This window comes from Microcoleus sp. B3-A4 (genome assembly GCF_036705385.1).
GTDB lineage: Bacteria > Cyanobacteriota > Cyanobacteriia > Cyanobacteriales > Microcoleaceae > Microcoleus.
The window spans coordinates 86,971-106,780 of sequence record NZ_JAUBUI010000008.1 but is presented as its reverse complement, the minus strand read 5'-3'; the positions used below and the strand labels follow the sequence as shown (position 1 = coordinate 106,780).

Below are 19,810 nucleotides of genomic sequence, written 5' to 3'. Positions count from 1 at the left end.
ACTTAGTTTCGCTTTGATTTTTGCCTCTCGATCTCCCGCTGCAACTCTTCAATTTGACGGCGCAATGCCTCCGTCTCGCTGTTAGGCGTTTGCGACTTCACATCAACCGCACCCTCAGCTACAGCCCGCTTGTAGTTCCCTAGCTTAATTTGGCGGTATTCCTCGGAACTAGCCCAGTCTCGCAAATACCTCAGCCTTTCCACCGGGAAAGGGTGACTCAGCATCACGCCTTGGCCGCCGTTGTAAAGTAAAAATTTATACACTTGGTTGAGATTGTCCCGATCGAGCTCTTGATAGTTGTCAGACTGGCGGATAAATTCTTGCAAACTGCATTGGTCAGCATATTTACTGCTAACTCCCGCAAGTTTCATCATCGTCTTCATCACACTGTTCAAGTCATCTGTTACCAACAAAGCTGCCCGGTCTGCCGATAATTCAGCCTTGCGACGCCACTCGTAAAAAGCGAAAATTAAACCGCTACCGACCATATTTCCCAGCCCGAAAGTCATCTCGCCAATTGTCGAGGCGACGCTCATCGCCCACATCGCCATTTGATTTAAAGTTGGATGGCCGCATTTAATGTGTCCCAACTCGTGAGCCAACACTACCCGCAGTTCCGCCTCGTCCAACAAGTCTAAAAGACCAGTGTTTAATACTACATAAGGTTGGTTTTTTCCCAGGGCATAGCTGTTAACTGAGGGATTCTGAGAAACAAACAAACCCGGTTCTGGAAAAACATCTAAAGCCTGCACGCACTCCCGAAATATATGATAAATCCTGGCATATTGGCGTGGCCCGACTTGAATGCTATTTCCCATTAAGTAAACGAATTGCGGTCGTTCGTAGACAAATTCTACAAATTTGCTGGCAATTAAGTCAAATCCAGGCACGCTCCGCAATGCTGCCTCGGCTTGGCGATCGAGGGGATGCTGAAAAGCTTCGCTAGAAATTCCCGTATAAGTAGGCATAGTTGTTGCAAAAATTACATTTAAGATATCAGTAGTGCCGATCGCTGCTGGTGCTAGCTGGCGCCTGACTTATCAATATTATCGCGACAAATATTCAACTGTTGTGGAACAGCGCGGAAAGCCTGTTCAAATTAGCGTTAAAATTGTGATTCTGGTACAGGTGCGATCGACAAACATCTTTCACAGTGCCTGTGTATCGCCTCACCCAAAAATTGGAACGTGCAAAAATGGCTATCCTGCAACTCGAAAACGGTACAACCTACACTCAACAGAGCGACATTACCCGAGAACTCGCTTCCTTAAACATTCAACTCAACCGCTGGCCCGTGGGTGACAGCGCTGAAATTCAAAATTTGTTAGCTAAAGATGCTCTTGACGACAATCAAAAAGAGCAAGTGCTGCAAGCCCTCGACGGCTACTTTCAACAGTTGTCGGAAAGTGCAGGCTATCAGGATCGCGACTTAATTGTACTGCACCCAGACATTCCCAACCTCGACACTATGCTGTCCAAATTCAGCAAGTGCCACATCCACGCCGATGATGAAGTCCGCTATATCGTAGCAGGCGAGGGCATTTTCGGCTTCGTGCGGCCCGACGGCAGCCAAGTCGAACTCACAGTGCAGCCCGAAGAATTTATCAACGTGCCGGCGAATACAGAACACTGGTTTTATTTGACAGCAGCCCGGAAAGTTAAAGCGGTGCGCTATTTTACCACCAAAGAAGGCTGGACGCCGGAGTATACCGATACCGAAATTCGATCGCGTTTAGCTGCTGTTTGAACAGTTGACAGTTGACGGTTGACGGCAATCTTCAAATCATCTAAAAATCCTCAAATCCAGCCTCAAATTTTGTGGTTTGAAGATTGCAATATGCTCAAAGCAACCGCCTCCGCCACCTTAATCCCATCAATACCCGCCGACAGGATTCCACCCGCGTATCCTGCACCTTCCCCAGCAGGATAAAGACCTTCTGTATTCAAACTTTGATAATCTTCCTTGCGTTTAATCCGAATTGGTGAAGAAGTGCGCGTTTCCACCCCAGTCAAAACCGCATCCTCCATCGCAAATCCTTTAATCTGTTTGTCAAAAGCCGGAAGTGCTTCGCGGATAGCTGCGATCGCATAATCTGGCAAACTTTCGCTCAAATCAGTCATCACAACTCCCGGCGTATAAGACGGCTGCACACTGCCTAGCGCCGTGGAAGGGCGATTTGCCAAAAAATCCCCCACAAGCTGGCCAGGGGCGTTGTAAGTGCCACCTCCTAACTCAAATGCCCGTTCTTCTAAGCGACGCTGAAACTCTATTCCGGCTAAGGGATGACCCGGATAATCTTCCGGCGTGATACCCACCACAATCCCGCTGTTAGCATTGCGTTCATTCCGAGAATATTGACTCATCCCATTAGTGACAAGTCGCCCCGGTTCTGACGCAGCCGCCACTACCAAACCACCGGGACACATACAGAAACTATATACAGAACGATTGTTTTGGCAATGGTGAACCAGTTTGTAATCGGCGGCGCCCAAAAGCTTATGGCCCGCCCGATCGCCAAAACGACAGCGATCGATAATAGTTTGGGGATGTTCCACCCGAAAACCAATAGAAAATGGTTTTGCTTCGATGTAAACCCCGCGCGAAAACAACATTTCAAAAGTATCGCGGGCGCTGTGTCCCACCGCCAGAACTATATAATTAGTAGCAATATATTCTCCGCTGGCGAGGGTAAGTCCCTGCACTTTTCCATTTTCGATGTGGATATCTTCCACACGAGTTTGAAACCTAATCTCTCCGCCTAATGATTCTATTTGGGCGCGAATACTTTGGACAATTCCCACCAGTTTGAACGTGCCAATATGCGGTTTATTAATATATAAAATTTCCGGTGAAGCTCCCGCATTCACAAGTTCCGTCAGCACCTTCCGCCCATAATGCTGAGGATCTTTAACTTGGCTGTAGAGCTTGCCATCGGAAAAAGTACCCGCACCACCTTCGCCAAACTGGGCGTTAGATTCTGGGTTGAATTCTGCTTTTTTCTTCCAAAATCCAAAGGTGTCAACCGTGCGATCGCGCACTGCTTTTCCGCGTTCTAAAAGGATGGGGCGAAACCCCATTTGTGCCAGCATCAGACCCGCAAACATACCGCACGGCCCTGTACCAATCACAATGGGGCGAATCGTCAAATTGCTGGGGGCTTTGGCTACATAGCGATAACTCGTGTCTGGTGTCACCATTACATGAGGATCTTTTTTGAAGCGTTGGAGAAGTTGCTTTTCCTGTGTCGTCTCTACATCCACAATATAGACAAGGAGGATTTCTGCTTTTTTACGAGCATCGTAGCTGCGCTTGAAGATGGAATAGCTGAGCAATTCTTCGGGGGGAATTTGCAGCTTTTTGAGAATGGCGCTGGCGATCGCATCTTCAGGATGATCGAGGGGGAGTTTTATTTCGGTTATTCGTAACATATAGTGGAAGGAAGAAGGAAGAAGGAAGAATAAAAATCCCGAACAGAAGTATTATAACTATTTAACCGGACATCCTATGGGCGATCGTCCTCGGTCGATCAATTTTTAATTTTTGAGTGGATAATTGAAGAAGCGTTATAATAAACAAAAAATTAAGTTTTGTAAAGACCCTTGACTGCAACATTCACACCTAAAAACAGCCGAACCTGGCACGCTCTCAACCCCCTGTGGGAAGGAGCAGAAGACGCAGTACAAAAGGGTTTGCCCCACACCAAGCTCGCACCGGCGTGGCAAATACTGCTCTTGGGCGACGGTTCCCCCACCCGTCACCTGCAACTGCTGACAGGGGAACCCACAGAAGTTGATGTCATCGATATGTCCTTAGTCGGTGAAGATGCAGACGGCGCACCAGAGCAAATTGTCGCGGTTCCGGGGCCGCGGCTGCGCCGCCAAGTGTGGCTGCGGACTGCTTCGGGACAGCGCTTAGCCTATGCAACTTCTTGGTGGGAAGCGAGCCACGTAGATGAATATTTACAAAATAAATCTTTGCCAATTTGGGCCAGTTTAGCGAGACTGCGGACAGAATTGTATCGCGATGTGCAGGGCATTTATTGCGGTGATTCGGCTGCTTTGGAATCAGCGTTTGAAGAGTCGGGCCCTTTTTGGGGGCGACACTATTTGTTTTGGCATCACGGGAAGCCATTGACTCTGATTTATGAGGTTTTTTCTCCTTATTTAACTAAGTATTTGGGGCCGATGCAATTGGATGTTGATTGAGGCTGAGATCTTGCACCATTATCAATAAGGGTTTCAGGGCGGGCTAGAAGCCCAATCCCTAGTCCCCACAATAAAATTCATCTCTTGTGGAACAGGCCGGAAAGCCTGTTCTCAAGAAGAAGAGAAAAATCAGGAGGGTGTAGAACTGAAGCTTGTACTTATTTCATTGTTGTTCGACGAAATTTTACTCGTAAACCGTCGCGCGGATGCGGAGTCGGTACTGTGATTAAATTCAAATCTTGATCCGGTAAAAGCTCCCATTCAAACTCCCGAACAATCTTTGCCGCAAACAACTTCATCTCTAACCGGGCAAATTCTTTGCCCAAACATTCTCGCAAACCTCCACCAAATGGCACGTAACTGAAAGGTTTTGCCGATCGCTCGGAGTTAAATCGATCGGGATCGAAGCGATCGGGTTCAGGATAAAGTTGACTATCCTGATGGGTTTGAGTAATCCCAGAAAGCACGCTCCAACCCTTGGGAATTTCATAGCCGCCGAACTCACAAGCATTAATTACTGTCCGAAAAACACTTCCCACCGGTGGAATTAAACGCAGCACTTCTCGCAGCACCTGTTCTAAATAGGTCATTTGTTTGAGTTGTTCCAATGTTAGGGGTTCAGTTGCGGGGAACTGCTGCTGTTCGGCCCGCACTTTTGCCCTCACATCGGGATTTTGAGCTAGGAGAAGGCAAAAAGAGGCGATCGCGGAAGTTAAAGTTTCGTGTCCCGCAAACAACAACAACAGCACTTGATCTTTCAACTCCTCCAAACTCAAACTATTTCCCTCCTCATCGCGACCCGAAATGAGCAAACTCAAAGCATCCTTGTCACTAGGGGTTCCTTGCTGGCGATCTCGAATAATCTTTTCCAGTTCTGCTAACAGTAACTTTCTGCTCTTTTTCGCTTTACCAAACTTGGTCCAAGGCAGATCTAAAGAAATCGAAAATAAACCACTGCACCAATTTTCAAAATAATATCCTAGCGCCGTTTCCGAACCATTATCAATCCCGACTAACAACTTACCCGCCACATCAAAAGTATAATTTCTCAGTTCAGGATACCAAGTCAGGGTTTCCATTTTTTCCCATTTTTCCAAATAGCGCTGAGTGATATTTTCCATGGCGCCGATGTAGCCAACCAAAGCTCGCGGCTGAAACGCTTGGTACATCAACTTGCGGCGATTTATATGGTTAGCACCCGTTTGCAGTGACAAGGAAAGCGGCCCTAAAAGCGCTTTCGTACTCGGAGGAAAACTCACCACAAAATATTGGTTGTCATTGCTTAAAACAAACAAACTAGCCTCTTGGCCACGCATAAACACGGTAGGCTGTCCGAAAATGCTGGTTTTGAAAATGGGCCCGTACTGCTGGTGGCGTTTTTTGGCAAATTGGGAATCTTGCAAAAAGTTGAGGGTATCGCCAATTAGGGGTAAACCTAAACTGCCCGGAGGTAATGCCATATGTGATTTTTGATTTTTGATATTTGATTTTTAATATCATATCAATTTTAGTTGTCTGCTGGGCAATACGCACCAGACAAATTTCTGGTAAAAGAACTTTTCTCTGTGTGTAGCCTGTAGGGTGCGTCAGTCTTAAGGTTACTACAAAAATTTGTGGTTTTTCCAACTGACGCAACTTAGTAAGTTTGCCGACTAACCAATTTAAGTTTCTGTCCTTTTAATCGGAATCTCGATTATAAATTCAGTGCCTTTTCCCACCACCGAGAAACACTTAATTTCACCTTTATGTTTTTCGACAATAATTGAATGGGAAATCGCTAAACCCATCCCCGTTCCCGAACCGACCCGTTTTGTAGTATAGAACGGGTCAAATATCCGCTGCTTGACTTGATCGGTCATACCTGCACCGTTATCAGAAATTCTAATCACAGCGAGAGTACCTTCTACCTCTGTACGAATGCGGATAATTCCCGGATTTTCGAGCGATTCTTGTAAAGCATCAATAGCGTTAGCGATAATATTCATAAACACTTGATTCAACAGTCCAGCGTAGCACTCCACCAGTGGCAATTTGCCGTATTCTTTCACGAGTTGAATTGCGGGGCGCTCAGGCTGAACTTTCAGACGGTGTTCTAAAATCATCAATGTGCTGTCGATGCCTTCGTGAATGTTAACCTTTTTCATGTCCGATTCATCAAGGCGAGAGAAATTCCGCAAACTCCGCACGATATCCCGGATGCGAGTAGCTCCCATCTGCATAGAAGACAGCATTTTCGGCAAGTCGTCTAGCAAGAAATCTAGCTCTAACTCCTCTATTTCTTCCTGAAGAACTGGAGAAGGTTCCGGGTATTCATCTCGATACATTTGCACCAGTTTCATCAGGTTTCTGGCGTATTCTTCTGTGTAGGTAAGATTGCCGAAGATAAAGCTGACCGGGTTATTGATTTCGTGGGCGATTCCTGCTACCATCTGACCGAGACTCGACATTTTTTCTGCCTGCACGAGCTGAGTTTGAGCTTGCTGGAGTTCGCACAGAGTTACTTCGAGTTTGGCAGCTTGTTCTTGCGCTATCCGAGCTGAATCCACGCTTTTAGTGTAAAGTTCAGATTGACTGATCGCGATGCCCAATTGATCGCCAATTGCCTCCATTAACTCCACTTCCTCTTTGGTCCACTTGCGTACCTCCCTGCAAGAAATGCAGCCAACAACACCAGTTAAACCCCCAGCACTTTTAATCGGTAAATCCAAGACAGACTTGCAACCAAGCTCCAAAAAGAATTTTTGTTCTCCGGGATCGCTGACAGTTGCAACATCATCTATTTGATAAACTTCCAACTTAGCAATTTTTTGCGGCAGCGTACCCGTTATGTCAGCAGGGAAATAACCCAAAAGCGAGAATAAATCATCATTTTTAGCTTCGTGGACGACATCCCAAGCAGGTGGCGAAGCGTCGGGCAAATACCAGAGAAATACACAGCGATCGACTTGCAGCAAGTCGCGAATCTGCTGCACAGTTGTTGCCAAAATAGTATCTAAATCTAGAGATTCGCGGATATTACTAGCTAGCTGGTTCAGCAGCGCTTCCTGTTCCGCTAACTTGCGGAATCGCGCTTCCGAAGCTTGCAATTTTCGTTGAGCTTCTTTTTGTTGTGTAACGTCCAAACCCAAACCGATTAAGCCGATCGCGCTGCCGTTGGCCTCTTTTACCTTAGCTTTAATTACCTCTAAATGGTGATTTTTACCGTCAGCAAACTGGATAATTTCATCAGCATAAAAAGGAGTATCTTGACTCCAGACTTGCACGTCAGACGCCATGCAGTTAGCAAATGCTTCCGCTCCCAAAATTTCTGAAGAGTGAGATGCTGCCAAAAATCTTTCTTCAGGAACGTTCACAGATTCGCAAAAAGTTTTGTTAACCAACAGCATCTTGCCTTTAGTATCAGTCAGCCATACCCAGATCGGAGCGTTGTCAATAATTGCCCTCAAAGTTTGCTTTTGTCTGGCGAGAGCTTCTTCTGTTTGTTTGCGCTTAATTCCCAGGGCGATCGCATCTGCTACAGAGGCCAAAGCAATCAGCGTTGATTCATTCAACTCCTGCCGAGCAAACATCGCTATTACTCCCAGCAACTGATTGTCAACAATTAGCGGATATCCAGCAAAAGCCACCATTCCTTCTCGTAAGGCCCATTCTTTGTCGTGGAGTCGGGGATCTTCTTGCACAGAATTAGTGATGTAAGGTTTTCGCTCCAGGGCGATTAAACCAATCTTGAACTCGCCGACAGGAATGCGGGTGTAAGCGCCGTCAATGCCAGTATATATCCCCGCGCTTGCTTCCAGTTCCAATACATTCTCCTCTTCATTCAGCGTCCAAATCCGAGCAAAGGGAGCATCTAAATGGCGCATAACTGCATCGGCGCAATATTGCAGAGTTGCAAGCAAAGTCTGGTTTTGAGTCAGAGCAATTCCCACATCTGCTGTAAATACAGAAAGTTTAAGTTGTTCTGCTAAAGCTTGTTCTGCTCTTTTGCGCTCTGTAATGTCCGTAGCAGCCCCGAGACGCTGCTGAATTTTTCCCTCTTTTGTTCTGCTAAATACAATATTCCGGCTGACTAACCAGTGCCAACAATTCTGTCGATCGCGCACCCGGTATTCATACTCAAGAACTTCGCCGTCGGGAGCATTTTCTAATTGCTGAAAATATCCGGGAAATTTAGCTAAGTCGTCAGGGTGGATGATGGTGGGCAGTAGATTGCTGCCCATGTTTTCAACTTCTGCGCTCGTATAGCCGAGGATGTCAGTGATTTCGCGGTTGGTGTAGACATTTCGCTGCTCGCTTTCGTCGTAAACAAAGAGAAGATTCGGACTGGTATTGGCAATTCGCTCAACAAAACGCTGACTCTCTTGCAGCGCTGCTTCTGCTTGTTTTTGAGCGGTAATGTCGCGACCGACACCATAGATCAATTGTTCCTGGCAGAAACGGGTAGCAGTCCAGGCTATCCACTTGTAAGAACCGTTGCGACAGCGCCAGCGGTTTTCAAACCCAACGGTATTATTCCCCGCAGCAATACTTTCAGCTTCTTTTAAAGTAGCTTCGCGATCGTCTGGATGCACGAATTCAATGAAGAGTTGACCAACCATTTCTCTTGGTGCATAGCCGAGGATTTTTTCTGCTGCTGGGTTGATGAGTGTTACATAACCGTCAAAACTAAGGACGCACAGCATATCTAGCGAGAGGCTAAAAAAGCGATCGCTTCCGTTGGGTTCGCTGGAGGGGCGATCGTTTGGGACTGCGACAGCCGAGGCTTTTGAGTACGCGGATACGACCAAAAAGACAATATTTGCTACTCCCAAAAATCCGAGGGCGAGTTGGCTATCGTAGAAATTATCAGCGCTGCCAGCTACGAGCAACCCGTTTAAGACAAGCAGTACAATTATCAAAATTGAGAAGACACTGCCAGGGGCGATCGTCGCTACTCTGGTTTTTTCATCCTGGTTTCTGCTTTCTACCTTTTGTATTCTAGTGAACGCTTCCCGGATTATTATTAAAAACCTGGGCAGTAAGTTAAACACTGTAGTGTTTTTTGAGGCTTCGAGTTGAAGTGAATGTTTCATTTTTTGACTCGAGATTAACTTGAACTTTTCCTGATTTAAAAATTACAATAAACAGGTTTAAATATTGTAAATATTTTCTTCTTGGCAAGCTCTAGCATTTAAGAAACTGCGTAAATTTACGCAAGACCACCCGATAACTAAGTGTATTTACGGCAGTAGCGAGCAATCTCTTTTTAGCTGGGGTGCACATTTTATAATTTTTCCGACTCAGAGAGAGAGTTTATCTATAATACTGCCTTAGATATTGCTGTTAGACATTGGACATTTGGCCTAATTTAGCTAGTCCTGAGCGCAGAAACTCGCACTCCTAGGTGCACAACCTAATTATGTAGGTTGCTCCTGAAGCTGCTTACCACATTAGACTAGCGTGTTATACCCCACTTTTTTCGTGTAGAAATAACTGGGTTTGATTTAGGAAAAGACTGCGCGGATTGCCCTGGCGGTGGGTTGAAAAACCCGGAATATGAGTCAAGTTCAAGCAGGTTGAATTTGACCATAAATTATGAATTTAAAATAAAAATAAACTGCTAATTTGTGAAGATAAAATGAAAAAAATCTTCGTAGCAGTTTTTCGTTGACCGAGAGGTTCGCGCGTAATGGCTAATTAGTAATTGGTAATTGGTAACGGGCAATGGGTAATTGATACCAGTTTAAAACAAACACTAGAGATCAAACGTTTTTTGATTCATCTACAGGCGATGGGGGCCAAGCAGCTTGGCGACCTAGTTGCTGTTGCCGAATTCGCTCCAAATTACCTGCTGGAATAGAAGCTATAAGTTGTCGGGTGTAAGCTTGCTGCGGTTGGCGGTAAATGCGCTCGGCAGTGCCAATTTCCTCGATTTTACCTTTGTTCATGACGATCGCGCGATCGCTCATAAACTTGACCACGCTTAAATCGTGAGAAATAAAAATATAAGTCAGTCCAAACTCTGTTTGCAACTCCTTCAGCAAATTTAAAACTTGCGCCTGCACCGACACATCTAATGCCGAAACGGACTCATCGCAAATAATAAACTTAGGATTCAAAGCCAAAGCTCTAGCAATACAAATTCGCTGCCGCTGTCCGCCCGAAAACTCGTGAGGGTAGCGCCGCATAAAATCGGGATTTAAACCCACTCTATCCAACAAATAAGCAGCGCGATCGCGCTGTTCTTTCTGGTTCTTACCAAAGCGGTGAATCACCATCGGTTCCATCACCGCATCCCCAACATTTAGGCGCGGATCGAGAGAACTAAAAGGGTCTTGAAAAATAATTTGCATATCGCGCCGCAGCCACCGCAATTTGCGATCGTACTCTTTTTGCATCCGATAATTAGCCATCCACTGCGCTGCCGAACTACCTTTCGCAGGAGGCGTAATTTCTTGGCCTTCAAAAAACACTTTACCGCTGGCCGCCGGAATTAATTGCAGCAAAGCTCTCGCCAAAGTTGATTTGCCGCAGCCAGACTCGCCCACCAAACCCAAAGTCTCGCCTGGGTACACCTCAAAAGAAATATCGTTTACCGCCATAAACAAGCGTTTGGTTTCGCCAAACATTCCCTGCACCGGAAAACCGACTCGCAAGTTATTAACAGCCAGCAAAGGGCCGGAAATATGCGGCAGCCGAGGCGGTTTTCCTGTTGCAAAAGCAGGATTTCCCCCGCTGCTGTCGCCGTCTAAATCGGCATTTTTCTCGACAATTACTAATTCGCCGCTAGCATTTGTGGTGACATCCATAAAATCGGAAACTGTCGGCAAGCGGCGCAGTTGCCGATCGAGAGTTGGGCGGCAAGCTAATAAACCTTTTGTGTAAGGATGTTGGGGATTGCTGAAAATTTGTTCGATCGCACCGCACTCAACAATCTTGCCTCGGTACATCACCGCCACCGTATCGCCAATTTCAGCAATGACGCCCAAATCGTGGGTAATAAAAATCATTGCCATGCCTCTAGAGTCCCGCAACTCCCGCAGCAAAGCTAAGATTGTTGCCTGCACGGTTACGTCCAAAGCCGTCGTAGGTTCATCAGCAATTAATAAAGTTGGATTGCAAGAAATGGCCATTGCAATCATCACGCGCTGGATTTGACCGCCTGAGAGTTCGTGGGGATAGCGATCGAGCATAGCTTGTTTTTGACCGTTGACGAGCTGCATCAAATCGCGATCGTCCTCTATAACTGCTTGATTCCCCCCAGCAGCCCGGGAATGCTCTTGCCGCAAAGCCAAACACCGCTGCCTGATCTCATCGTCGCCCGGTAGCAGCTTCACTTCTTGCAGCAGAGAAGCAGCTTGGCGCCGCGCTTCTGTCTGCGACACCTGTTGGTGCAAACAAATGGCTTCTGTGAGTTGAAATCCGATCGTATAAACTGGATTTAGCGAACTCATCGGCTCTTGAAAAATCGTCGCAATCTGGCTGCCCCGGTATGTTTGTTTTTCCCTGTCCGGCATTTCCAGCAGATTCACAGGCCCCTTGCTAGCACCGTCTTTTGTCGAATAAAACCAAATTTCGCCGTCGATTTTCGTTGACGAACTCGACAGCAAACCCATAACAGCAAGGGACGTTACCGATTTTCCCGACCCCGACTCTCCCACGATGCCCAGAGTTTGCCCTCGCTTGACCTCAAACGAAATGCCGTCAACCGCTTTGACGGTTGCAGACGCATCGCCTGCGTCCGCAGATTGAAATTGAACCCGCAGGTTGCGAACTTCTAGGACGGTTTCACTCATGGAGGTCTATGGCAGTTAAATGGAGATTAAGTGGATTGTAGCAGGGCTTGCTGAAGGCAGAAGGCAGTAGGAAGATTTTAAGATGGCTTTGCATAACAGATGGCGAAAGCTAACATTCTTCGCAACGCTTCGCCGTGGATGAGTTTTGAATTTTAAATGGTTTATAACTTAAAACTCAAAACTCAGAACTACTGGAGTGCCTTCTGCCTGCGAGTAATTTTCCTCAAAAACCGATGACTTGAGTGTCAGCAGGCAGTGCAGTGGCCTCGGAGACCTTTTTAAACACGGTAGCCTGTTCGTTTAAGGAATTAGGTCTGGCCTGTCCGGGATTGGTGCCTTGCAACTGAAGGCGCATTTGACCTTCGGGAGTCAACTCAAAAACAGTCTCAACGGTTTCTGTGCTGCTGAGGCCGACATCAATGTGCATCGGCTTTTCACCGAGATTAACTTTGTACCTCATTTCTTTGGCGCGGGCGGCTCCGTCGGGGCCTTTAGCCATGAGAAACAATTTGCCTTCTGGGGCAAAGACGAAGGTGAAAGACTGACCGGAGGGGACTGTGCCTTGCCATTGGCCTAGGAGTTGCGTGTCGATGTTGCTGGCGGCCGGGGGTGTAGCTTGAGCAATTGTTGGTGCTGCTGCGGATGCGGGGCCGACTGAGGCGTTGAAGCTAATGAGGATGCCCAAGCAAAGGCTACCTGCGATCGCTTTACCAATCATTTTTGAATTAGACATGAGACCGATCTAAAAATTGGTTATTTGTTTTGTACACTGTAGCGGTAAAACCGTACTTTGTTTAGTTTAAATTTCTTTTAGGCATAGATATAAGTTGAGGTTCGCACCTGCAACGCCGTTGTCATCCCCGGACTAAAGCTTTTCCTGAGCTTGTTGAAGGGTCACGGGGCTTTCAGTTTCTTTATTGTAAAATCCAATACAAATCCGGATTAATCTGCACAGTTCGCTGTTCTGAGTTGATTGTTCTTAACTCAAAACAGCTAATTGACTATTGCGTTCGATCGCACAGATAGTTTGGCAAATCGATCGCATTAATAGTCTTTCCTTAATTTTTTTCAGAATCGCGTTCGACTTGTTCTGTCGGAGATTCCGGCCCTGGTTCCTGTGGATTTTGCGATCGTTTCGTTCGCTCCAATGCTTCTGCGTAAGACCAAGCCACGCTCACAATAAAAGCTTTCGCCATACCGTCCAAATCTTTTGAATCCTCGCTTTCCGGCGGTTCAGCTTTTTGGTTGCCGTCGTTCGTCATGTTTTTGTTTTCTCCTGGGCAGGTTTTTCTAACGACTTGTTGCAGTGTGCGATCGATACCCAAAAATTATGATTTTTCTTGCACCAGCACCCTACTCATCTTTGAGGGTATGACCTTGCTCAGCACAAATAATATCATAAATACACTGATTGGATAACCGCATCAGAAAGAAACCTTAACTTCGCTGGTAGCCCGCAACACAGATTCTTGCTGGAAAGTGCGCTTGTAAGTTTCGATAATTTCATTAATAGCTTGATTTTTTTCCTGGCTACTTTCATAAATCAAAATAACTATTTTAGAGTTTTCTCGAATCAGAATTCCCGAGCTGTTGAGAAATTGCCCCGCTCCGTCTAATACCGTTAGCCCCTCCCGAAAGCGAGGGGTAATAACTGCGCTGACAAACTCCTGCCATTCTGCTTCAGAAATTGTTTCGCCTCCCGGTTTAGTTAACCCAAAATACAGTTCATCTTTGAGGAGATGTGTTTGCTTGGCGTTAGTATCCGAAGTTTCGGGAAGTTGAGCGCGGGCAATTGTTGCCGGACAAACAGGCAGGATGAACAGCAGGCCGGTCAAGCAAAGACTGTTAAAATGTTTATTCATCAGGAATTATGCGGAACTTTTATATGTAGGGTGCAACCTAAGTGCCTTACCGCTTATTTCTTAGTCTCAAGCGAGAGGGACAAAAGTTTGTGGGGTTTGACATCGAACTCGCATTCCAGGGGCGATCGAAGCTAGATAGGAATTTGAGGTGAAAAGCGGTTTTAACTGACCCAAGAGTAGCATTTTCATGAACCAGCTTTCCGGCCTGTTCCACTCATACTTCAATTTTATTGTGGGCCGTTGCTCTGAGCAACGCCCTTGAAATGCTGATTGAGAATTTTGCAATATATCAGTTTCAACCGCCGAGTCTTATCAAGGGGTTTTTAACGCGACTTTGATTTAATTTAACATAAAAAGCTTCCTAATCAAAAACCCAGTTTCACAGGAGAAACCGGGTTTATGAACGTCAGCCTGAGTTTATTTATGCTCGCCTACTTGATTGTCTCTGCCGTATTAAGTAGCTCAACCTATTTAAACGTCAAACTGTTCACGAGGTGAGAAACCCGCAAGGGGGAACACTCTTGAGCCTGCCCCTACAGCAATCAGGTTTCTCAGTGTTAGATTTTTTTAGCTGGACCTACTTACCCTTTAATTCGCTGACACTTCTCTTAGCAGTGTCTTGGTACATTTCACCGAATTCTTTCACGGCTGCTCCTGCCTCTTGTCCAATCTTCTGAGCTCGTTCGCCCGGAGAGTCTGACGTTTCGCGAGCTTCTTGCCTCCATTCCCGCGTTGTTTGGGGTCTTTCAGAATTGTTTAGATCGGCCTTTGAGCTGGCTTGCCCGCCAAAACCTTGGTTACTGCGCGCCGAATCAACATTTGTTGTCAGAAGCAGAAAACCGACTAGGACAACACTCAAAAAACTCTTGATTTGAAAGCCCTTAAGCAGGGAACTAATGCGAGCAATGGCTGTGGAAATCAAATTCATCTCGGTCATACTCCCTAAGTTGATTGGTGATAATTTTCAACATTTTTTCATTTACTAATTGACTTCCTCCAAAATCAGCAGTTAACGCGAGGGAAAGCCAAGTTAGCTTCAACTTGCCATTAACCACATAAATAGAGTTATAGGTTAGCGATAAAATCTGGTAAACACGCAACCTATGTGTCAGCCAATTAGCTTTTTCACACATGAATATCACCTTAACAGCAGCCAAAGAGTTCTACCTCTAACTAAAGTCATAACTTAGTTATAAGCAAAAAAAATATTTTTCAGCACAGGGTTAGACCATTTCTAATCAATCATGCTATGCAGGGCAAATTCTTATTGCAAGCGATCGCCCGTTTTCACGTCAAACCAGTGCAGCAACTGAGGCGGGAAAACCAGCTCTACAATTTCTGAATTCCAGTGGCGGTCATTGGGCAGCAAAGCCCGCACCGTTACTGAGTCCACGCCTTTAACTCGGACGCTAACTAAATTTTGCATTCCCAAGTTTTCCACTAAATAAACCTCACCTTTAATGGCGTCTGGGCCCGGTATATTGCCGGCCTCAGCATCTGCAAAGCCGACGTGTTCCGGGCGAATTCCTAAAACAATTTCTGGTGGCACAGTCGGCATATTTGGGAGTGGAACTCGAAAATCCCCCAACTTAGCAAAATTTCCCTGGCATTTAAGCACGAGCAAATTCATTTGCGGGCTGCCCACAAAACCGGCTACAAACTGATTTGCAGGACGGGTATAAATTAAGTGTGGCGGATCGAGTTGCTGCACGTTGCCGCTGTTGAGAACTGCGACCTTTGTAGAAAGCGTCATTGCTTCGGTTTGGTCGTGAGTTACGTAGACTACAGGAGCTTTTTGGGAGGAAAATAATTGTTTGAGTTCTGCCCTAACTTTTTCCCGCAATAATGCGTCGAGATTGCTCAAAGGTTCGTCGAGCAAAAATACTTCCGGTTGGCGCACTAATGCGCGGCCGAGGGCGACTCGCTGCCGCTGTCCGCCTGATAGTTTTCCGGGTTTGCGATCGATTAATTCCGTCAATCCGAGGGATGCGGCAACTTCCGTCACTAACCGATTGATTTCACTGGAGGAGATTTTGCGAAGTTTGAGGCTCGATGCCATATTCTCGTACACTGTCATGTGCGGATACAGCGCGTAACTTTGAAAAACCATTGCAATATCGCGATCGCCCGGTCTGAGATAAGTGACATTGCGATCGCCAATTCTAATCTCGCCTCTAGTTGGCTGTTCCAGCCCTGCAATTAACCGCAGTGTCGTAGATTTTCCGCATCCCGAGGGCCCCAGCAAAGTCAGAAATTCGCCCTCGCTAACATCTAAGCTAATGTCTTTTACGGGTACTACTTTAGGGCTGTAGGTTTTATTGAGGTTTTTTAGTTGCAATTTTGCCATGATTTTTAAAGTGTTGACTGTTGACTGTTGACTGTTGACTGTTGACTGTTGACTGTTGACTGTGTTGTTTGACTCGTTCCCAGCCAGAACCCAGGAACCAGTTCAATCTAAAATCTAAAATCTAAAATCTAAAATCTAAAATCGATTTATCCTTTTACAGCCCCGGCTGTTAAACCTTGAACGATGCGTCGCTGGAACACCAAAACTAGCAAAACCAAGGGCAAAGTTCCCAAAACGGTAGCTGCGGCGATCGGCCCGTAAGGAATCTCAAATACTGACACCCCGCTGAGCTGAGCCGTGGCAACGGGGATTGTTTTTAGAGATTCGCGCGTCATAAATGTCAGTGCAAATATAAACTCGTTCCAAGCTGAAATAAACGTCAAAATTCCAGTTGTGACTAACGCTGGGAATGTCATCGGTAGCACGATTTGCCACAGCATTTGAAAAGTGTTGTATCCGTCAACTTTAGCCGCATCTTCCAAATCTTTTGGCAACTGTTGAAAGAAACTCCGCATCACCAAGATTGTCAGCGGCAGATTGATCGCGGTGTAAGGAATAATTAATGCTAAATAATTATTCCCTAAACCCAAAGCTTTGACAATTTCTAGAAGTCCTAAAAATAGCAGCACCGCCGGAAATAGGGTAACTATCGTCACAGTTGCCAGGATGATTCTCTCCCCCCACAGCCGCAACCGGGCTAAAGCGTATGCTGCGGGAGCGCCTACTGCTAAACACAGCAATGTTGAAGTAATGGAAACAAAAGCGCTATTTAAAATGTAAAGTGCAAACGGGCGACGTTGGAAAAGGGACAGGTAATGCTCGAAAGTAATTCGTTTGGGAATGTAGATGTTGGGAATCGCCGAAATATCTGGATTTACTTTAAAAGAAGTTAGCACCTGCCAGATAATAGGTGCGAGGAAATATGCGACGATTAAGAGTGCTGAGATTGGCAAGATTAATTGGCGGATGTCAAAGGTTTTTTTGGTGGGTTGTTCGCGGGCGATCGACATAATTTATACCAATGAAATAAAAGTGCAACTGTTGGTTATCTAAAATCTCAAATCCCAAATCTAAAATAATCTTAGTTTCCTCCTGCTGCATTGGTGCGGGCTCTCGATAACAGGTAAGCGGCGATCGCAACTGCTGCCACTAACATCAAAAAAGTACACACCACCAAAGCCGCCCCGTAGCCGAAGTCTAAATACCTCATCACCGTGCTGTAAATGTAGATAGAAACCGTCTCCGTTGCCCCCGCCGGCCCCCCTCCCGTCATCACCTGAATCAAGTCAAAAATGCCGAAAGACTGGGCAAATCGAAACAGCAAAGCAATCACAATTTGGGGCATCAGCAGGGGCACGGTAACTTGACGGAAACTCTGCCAGCTACTCGCGCCGTCAATCGCGTGTGCTTCGTACAAATCACCTGGAATTGACTGCAATCCCGCTAGCAAAAGCAAGCTGACAAAGGGCGTCGTTTTCCACACATCTGCTGTAATTACTGCCATCATTGCCAAAGTCGGATCTCCCAGCCAGCTAATGCTATTTTGAATCAATCCTAATCGTCTCAAAATGTCGTTAATTACGCCGTATTGGTCATTAAAAATCCACGCCCAAGCTACTCCCATCAGTGCAGTCGGCAGCGCCCAAGGTAGCAAGGAGATTGTGCGAACAATGCCCCGCCCTGTGAAAGATTGATTTAAGACTAAGGCAATGCCCATACCGAGAATTAATTCCAGCAAAACAGAGACGACTGTAAATACAGTGGTGTTGCCTAAAGTTTGCCAGAAACGCCCGTCCCCTAACATTCGACTGTAGTTAGCAAAACCGGAAAAAACCAGTTTTAATTCTGTACCGAGGTTTTGGGTGAATAAACTCAGCCAAAAAGCGCGTAATATTGGGTAAGCAAATACTAGCATCAGAATTATTAAAGCGGGTGCTACTAATATCCATCCGGTTTTTTGTTCGCGCTGTCGCATCTTGTCTAATTGCATATTTCTCACCTTTAATTTATTTTTTGGGGTTAGAAGTCCATCCCACAATTGAATTAACTTTTTGTGGAACAGGCATCTTGCCTGTTCGGGCGGGCAAGATGCCCACCCCACAATAAAAGAATTAACTCTTTGTGGAACAGGCATCTTGCCTGTTGCTGACAGAGGCAAGATGTCAAATTTACGAAGCTTTGGGTTGTTTCAAACTGCCTAATAAATTGCGAGTTTCGCTAGCTGCTGCTTTCATTGCTTGTTCTGCACTCATTCTCCCGGTAAAAGCTGAACTCAAATAACGCTGCAAAATATCAGAAGCTTGAGCGTATTGTGCCAGGGGCGGGCGCAAAGCTGGCCGTTCCACTACTTTTAGCAGTTGCGGGTAGTGGGGATATTTGGCGACTATTTCTTTGTTGGTAAATAGGGATTTGTAACTGGGAACTAAACCGGTTTCTAAAATAAATTTGCGCTGGGTTTCCTCGCTGGTAAGGTATTTAATTGCTTTCCACGCTTGTTCTGGATGTTTTGAGGTTTTGGCAATTCCCCAGCCCCAGCCACCCAAGCAGGAACCGCCCGTTTTACCCGTACTGCTGAGCATTGGCTCGATCGCAATTTTGCCTCTAACATTCGATCCTTCGGCATTTGCCAGCTTCCAAACATACGGCCAGTTTCGCAAAAACAGCGCTTTGCCGTTTTGAAACAACAGCCGGGTTTCTTCTTCGCCGTAGGTGGTGACACCCGGAGGAGAAATGCCGGAGGCGATCGTTTTTTTGAGAAATTCCACTGCTTTAATTGCCTCGGGTTTATCTAACCCAACTTCAAAAGTTTGCGGGTTAGCCCAGAAGCCACCGAAACCGGAGAGCACTTCGACAAACATCGCAGATACTCCCTCGTATTGTTTGCCTTGCCACAGATAACCCCAAGTTGCTTTTCCCTGTTTTTGCAAGTTTTGAGAGATTTTTACCATCTCTTCAAAGGTTTTTGGCGCTGGAATTTTCGCTTGTTCTAAAATGTCTTTGCGGTAATAAAGCATTCCGGCATCGGAAGCGTGGGGAATTCGGTAAAGTTTGCCCCGATACCGCCCGCCTTCTACGTTACCTTGGATGAATTTTGATACTTGTTCGGGGGAAATTCTGTCTGTCAAATCCCTTACCCAACCTGCGGCTGCAAATTTGGGAACCCAGACAATATCCATGTTGATGATGTCGTAGGGCGACTCGCCTAAAAGAAAGGCAGATGTGTAAAGATTTTCTATGAGGTTGGTGTCAAAAGGCCCTTCTATGAGGTTGATGCGAATGTCGGGGTTTTTCTGTTCAAATTCTTTGACAAAGGGTCTCCAGTTAACAATGTCTTGGCCTTGCATTAACATGGTGAGCACGACTGGCTGTTGAGTCAGTGCCGGCAGAATAAATAAAAGCAAGACGGTGGCTAATGTGACAGCGAATAAGGCTAAAAGGCGAGGCTTCTGCCTTCCTTGCGGCGGGGAATTGATTTTTTGCATTTGTTTTTGAGAAGTGGCTGGGCGATCGCCTTCTTTCTCTCATAACTCGCTTTCTTTTGTTTCGCTGGATTTAGTGAATTTGTGCAATAAAAGTTTAAGTAAACTTTAGCTTACTTAATAATCCTTGAGTGAAGAGTG

15 protein-coding genes are annotated in these 19,810 nt (G+C 46.0%); 2 read left to right on the top strand and 13 right to left on the bottom strand.

The features are described 5' to 3' along the window. Positions 1-2: 2 nt before the first annotated feature. Positions 3-968, bottom strand: coding sequence for a M48 family metallopeptidase (locus QUB33_RS06610; RefSeq protein WP_333348747.1), 966 nt, complete (start codon positions 966-968; stop codon positions 3-5). Positions 969-1,195: 227 nt separating this feature from the next. On the opposite strand from QUB33_RS06610, the gene QUB33_RS06605 reads away from it, so the two are divergent. Continuing rightward, a complete protein-coding gene (locus QUB33_RS06605) occupies positions 1,196-1,747 on the top strand; it encodes an acireductone dioxygenase (RefSeq protein ID WP_333348745.1) in 552 nt (183 codons plus the stop codon). Between the two features lie 62 nt (positions 1,748-1,809). Here QUB33_RS06605 and QUB33_RS06600 read toward each other — a convergent pair whose 3' ends face one another. Continuing rightward, positions 1,810-3,429, bottom strand: coding sequence for an NAD(P)/FAD-dependent oxidoreductase (locus QUB33_RS06600; protein ID WP_333348743.1), 1,620 nt, complete (start codon positions 3,427-3,429; stop codon positions 1,810-1,812). Positions 3,430-3,600: 171 nt separating this feature from the next. Here QUB33_RS06600 and QUB33_RS06595 point away from each other — a divergent pair, with 171 nt between their 5' ends. Next, positions 3,601-4,206 carry a chorismate lyase gene (locus QUB33_RS06595; protein ID WP_333214366.1) on the top strand — a complete coding sequence of 202 codons (606 nt, stop codon included), beginning with the start codon at positions 3,601-3,603 and terminating at the stop codon, positions 4,204-4,206. Positions 4,207-4,364: 158 nt separating this feature from the next. Here QUB33_RS06595 and QUB33_RS06590 read toward each other — a convergent pair whose 3' ends face one another. The 11 genes from QUB33_RS06590 to QUB33_RS06540 form a co-directional block, all read right to left on the bottom strand. Further along, a complete protein-coding gene (locus QUB33_RS06590; protein ID WP_333348741.1) occupies positions 4,365-5,666 on the bottom strand; it encodes a cytochrome P450 in 1,302 nt (433 codons plus the stop codon). Positions 5,667-5,867: 201 nt separating this feature from the next. Beyond that, complete coding sequence (locus tag QUB33_RS06585) at positions 5,868-9,278, bottom strand: PAS domain S-box protein (protein ID WP_333348739.1); 3,411 nt, start codon at positions 9,276-9,278, stop codon at positions 5,868-5,870. 669 nt (positions 9,279-9,947) lie between these two features. Continuing rightward, entirely contained in the window at positions 9,948-11,981 is a 2,034-nt protein-coding gene (locus QUB33_RS06580) for an ABC transporter ATP-binding protein (RefSeq protein ID WP_333348737.1), read from the bottom strand. 223 nt (positions 11,982-12,204) lie between these two features. Continuing rightward, positions 12,205-12,714, bottom strand: coding sequence for a hypothetical protein (locus QUB33_RS06575; RefSeq protein WP_333348735.1), 510 nt, complete (start codon positions 12,712-12,714; stop codon positions 12,205-12,207). Between the two features lie 325 nt (positions 12,715-13,039). After that, positions 13,040-13,243, bottom strand: coding sequence for a hypothetical protein (locus tag QUB33_RS06570; protein ID WP_333348733.1), 204 nt, complete (start codon positions 13,241-13,243; stop codon positions 13,040-13,042). Positions 13,244-13,405: 162 nt separating this feature from the next. Then, complete coding sequence (locus QUB33_RS06565) at positions 13,406-13,843, bottom strand: DUF3574 domain-containing protein (RefSeq protein ID WP_333348731.1); 438 nt, start codon at positions 13,841-13,843, stop codon at positions 13,406-13,408. 577 nt (positions 13,844-14,420) lie between these two features. Beyond that, complete coding sequence (locus QUB33_RS06560) at positions 14,421-14,780, bottom strand: hypothetical protein (protein ID WP_333348729.1); 360 nt, start codon at positions 14,778-14,780, stop codon at positions 14,421-14,423. Positions 14,781-15,107: 327 nt separating this feature from the next. Then, entirely contained in the window at positions 15,108-16,190 is a 1,083-nt protein-coding gene (locus QUB33_RS06555) for an ABC transporter ATP-binding protein (protein ID WP_333348727.1), read from the bottom strand. Between the two features lie 146 nt (positions 16,191-16,336). Beyond that, positions 16,337-17,200, bottom strand: a complete 864-nt coding sequence (locus QUB33_RS06550) for a carbohydrate ABC transporter permease (protein ID WP_333348725.1) — start codon at positions 17,198-17,200, stop codon at positions 16,337-16,339. Between the two features lie 71 nt (positions 17,201-17,271). Then, positions 17,272-18,180 (bottom strand): sugar ABC transporter permease, encoded by a 909-nt coding sequence (locus QUB33_RS06545; protein WP_333214478.1) that lies wholly within the window; start codon positions 18,178-18,180, stop codon positions 17,272-17,274. 178 nt (positions 18,181-18,358) lie between these two features. After that, positions 18,359-19,672, bottom strand: coding sequence for an ABC transporter substrate-binding protein (locus QUB33_RS06540; protein ID WP_333348723.1), 1,314 nt, complete (start codon positions 19,670-19,672; stop codon positions 18,359-18,361). Positions 19,673-19,810: the final 138 nt, after the last annotated feature.

What these genes read in the sequence shown, in the direction of transcription:
- QUB33_RS06605 (WP_333348745.1), top strand. Translation starts at nt 1,196, where the DNA reads ATGGCTATCCTGCAACTCGAAAACGGTACAACCTACACTCAACAGAGC.
- QUB33_RS06590 (WP_333348741.1), bottom strand. Translation starts at nt 5,666, where the DNA reads ATGGCATTACCTCCGGGCAGTTTAGGTTTACCCCTAATTGGCGATACC.
- QUB33_RS06580 (WP_333348737.1), bottom strand. Translation starts at nt 11,981, where the DNA reads ATGAGTGAAACCGTCCTAGAAGTTCGCAACCTGCGGGTTCAATTTCAA.
- QUB33_RS06585 (WP_333348739.1), bottom strand. Translation starts at nt 9,278, where the DNA reads ATGAAACATTCACTTCAACTCGAAGCCTCAAAAAACACTACAGTGTTT.
- QUB33_RS06555 (WP_333348727.1), bottom strand. Translation starts at nt 16,190, where the DNA reads ATGGCAAAATTGCAACTAAAAAACCTCAATAAAACCTACAGCCCTAAA.
- QUB33_RS06550 (WP_333348725.1), bottom strand. Translation starts at nt 17,200, where the DNA reads ATGTCGATCGCCCGCGAACAACCCACCAAAAAAACCTTTGACATCCGC.
- QUB33_RS06570 (WP_333348733.1), bottom strand. Translation starts at nt 13,243, where the DNA reads ATGACGAACGACGGCAACCAAAAAGCTGAACCGCCGGAAAGCGAGGAT.
- QUB33_RS06560 (WP_333348729.1), bottom strand. Translation starts at nt 14,780, where the DNA reads ATGACCGAGATGAATTTGATTTCCACAGCCATTGCTCGCATTAGTTCC.
- QUB33_RS06545 (WP_333214478.1), bottom strand. Translation starts at nt 18,180, where the DNA reads ATGCAATTAGACAAGATGCGACAGCGCGAACAAAAAACCGGATGGATA.
- QUB33_RS06540 (WP_333348723.1), bottom strand. Translation starts at nt 19,672, where the DNA reads ATGCAAAAAATCAATTCCCCGCCGCAAGGAAGGCAGAAGCCTCGCCTT.
- QUB33_RS06575 (WP_333348735.1), bottom strand. Translation starts at nt 12,714, where the DNA reads ATGTCTAATTCAAAAATGATTGGTAAAGCGATCGCAGGTAGCCTTTGC.
- QUB33_RS06600 (WP_333348743.1), bottom strand. Translation starts at nt 3,429, where the DNA reads ATGTTACGAATAACCGAAATAAAACTCCCCCTCGATCATCCTGAAGAT.
- QUB33_RS06565 (WP_333348731.1), bottom strand. Translation starts at nt 13,843, where the DNA reads ATGAATAAACATTTTAACAGTCTTTGCTTGACCGGCCTGCTGTTCATC.
- QUB33_RS06610 (WP_333348747.1), bottom strand. Translation starts at nt 968, where the DNA reads ATGCCTACTTATACGGGAATTTCTAGCGAAGCTTTTCAGCATCCCCTC.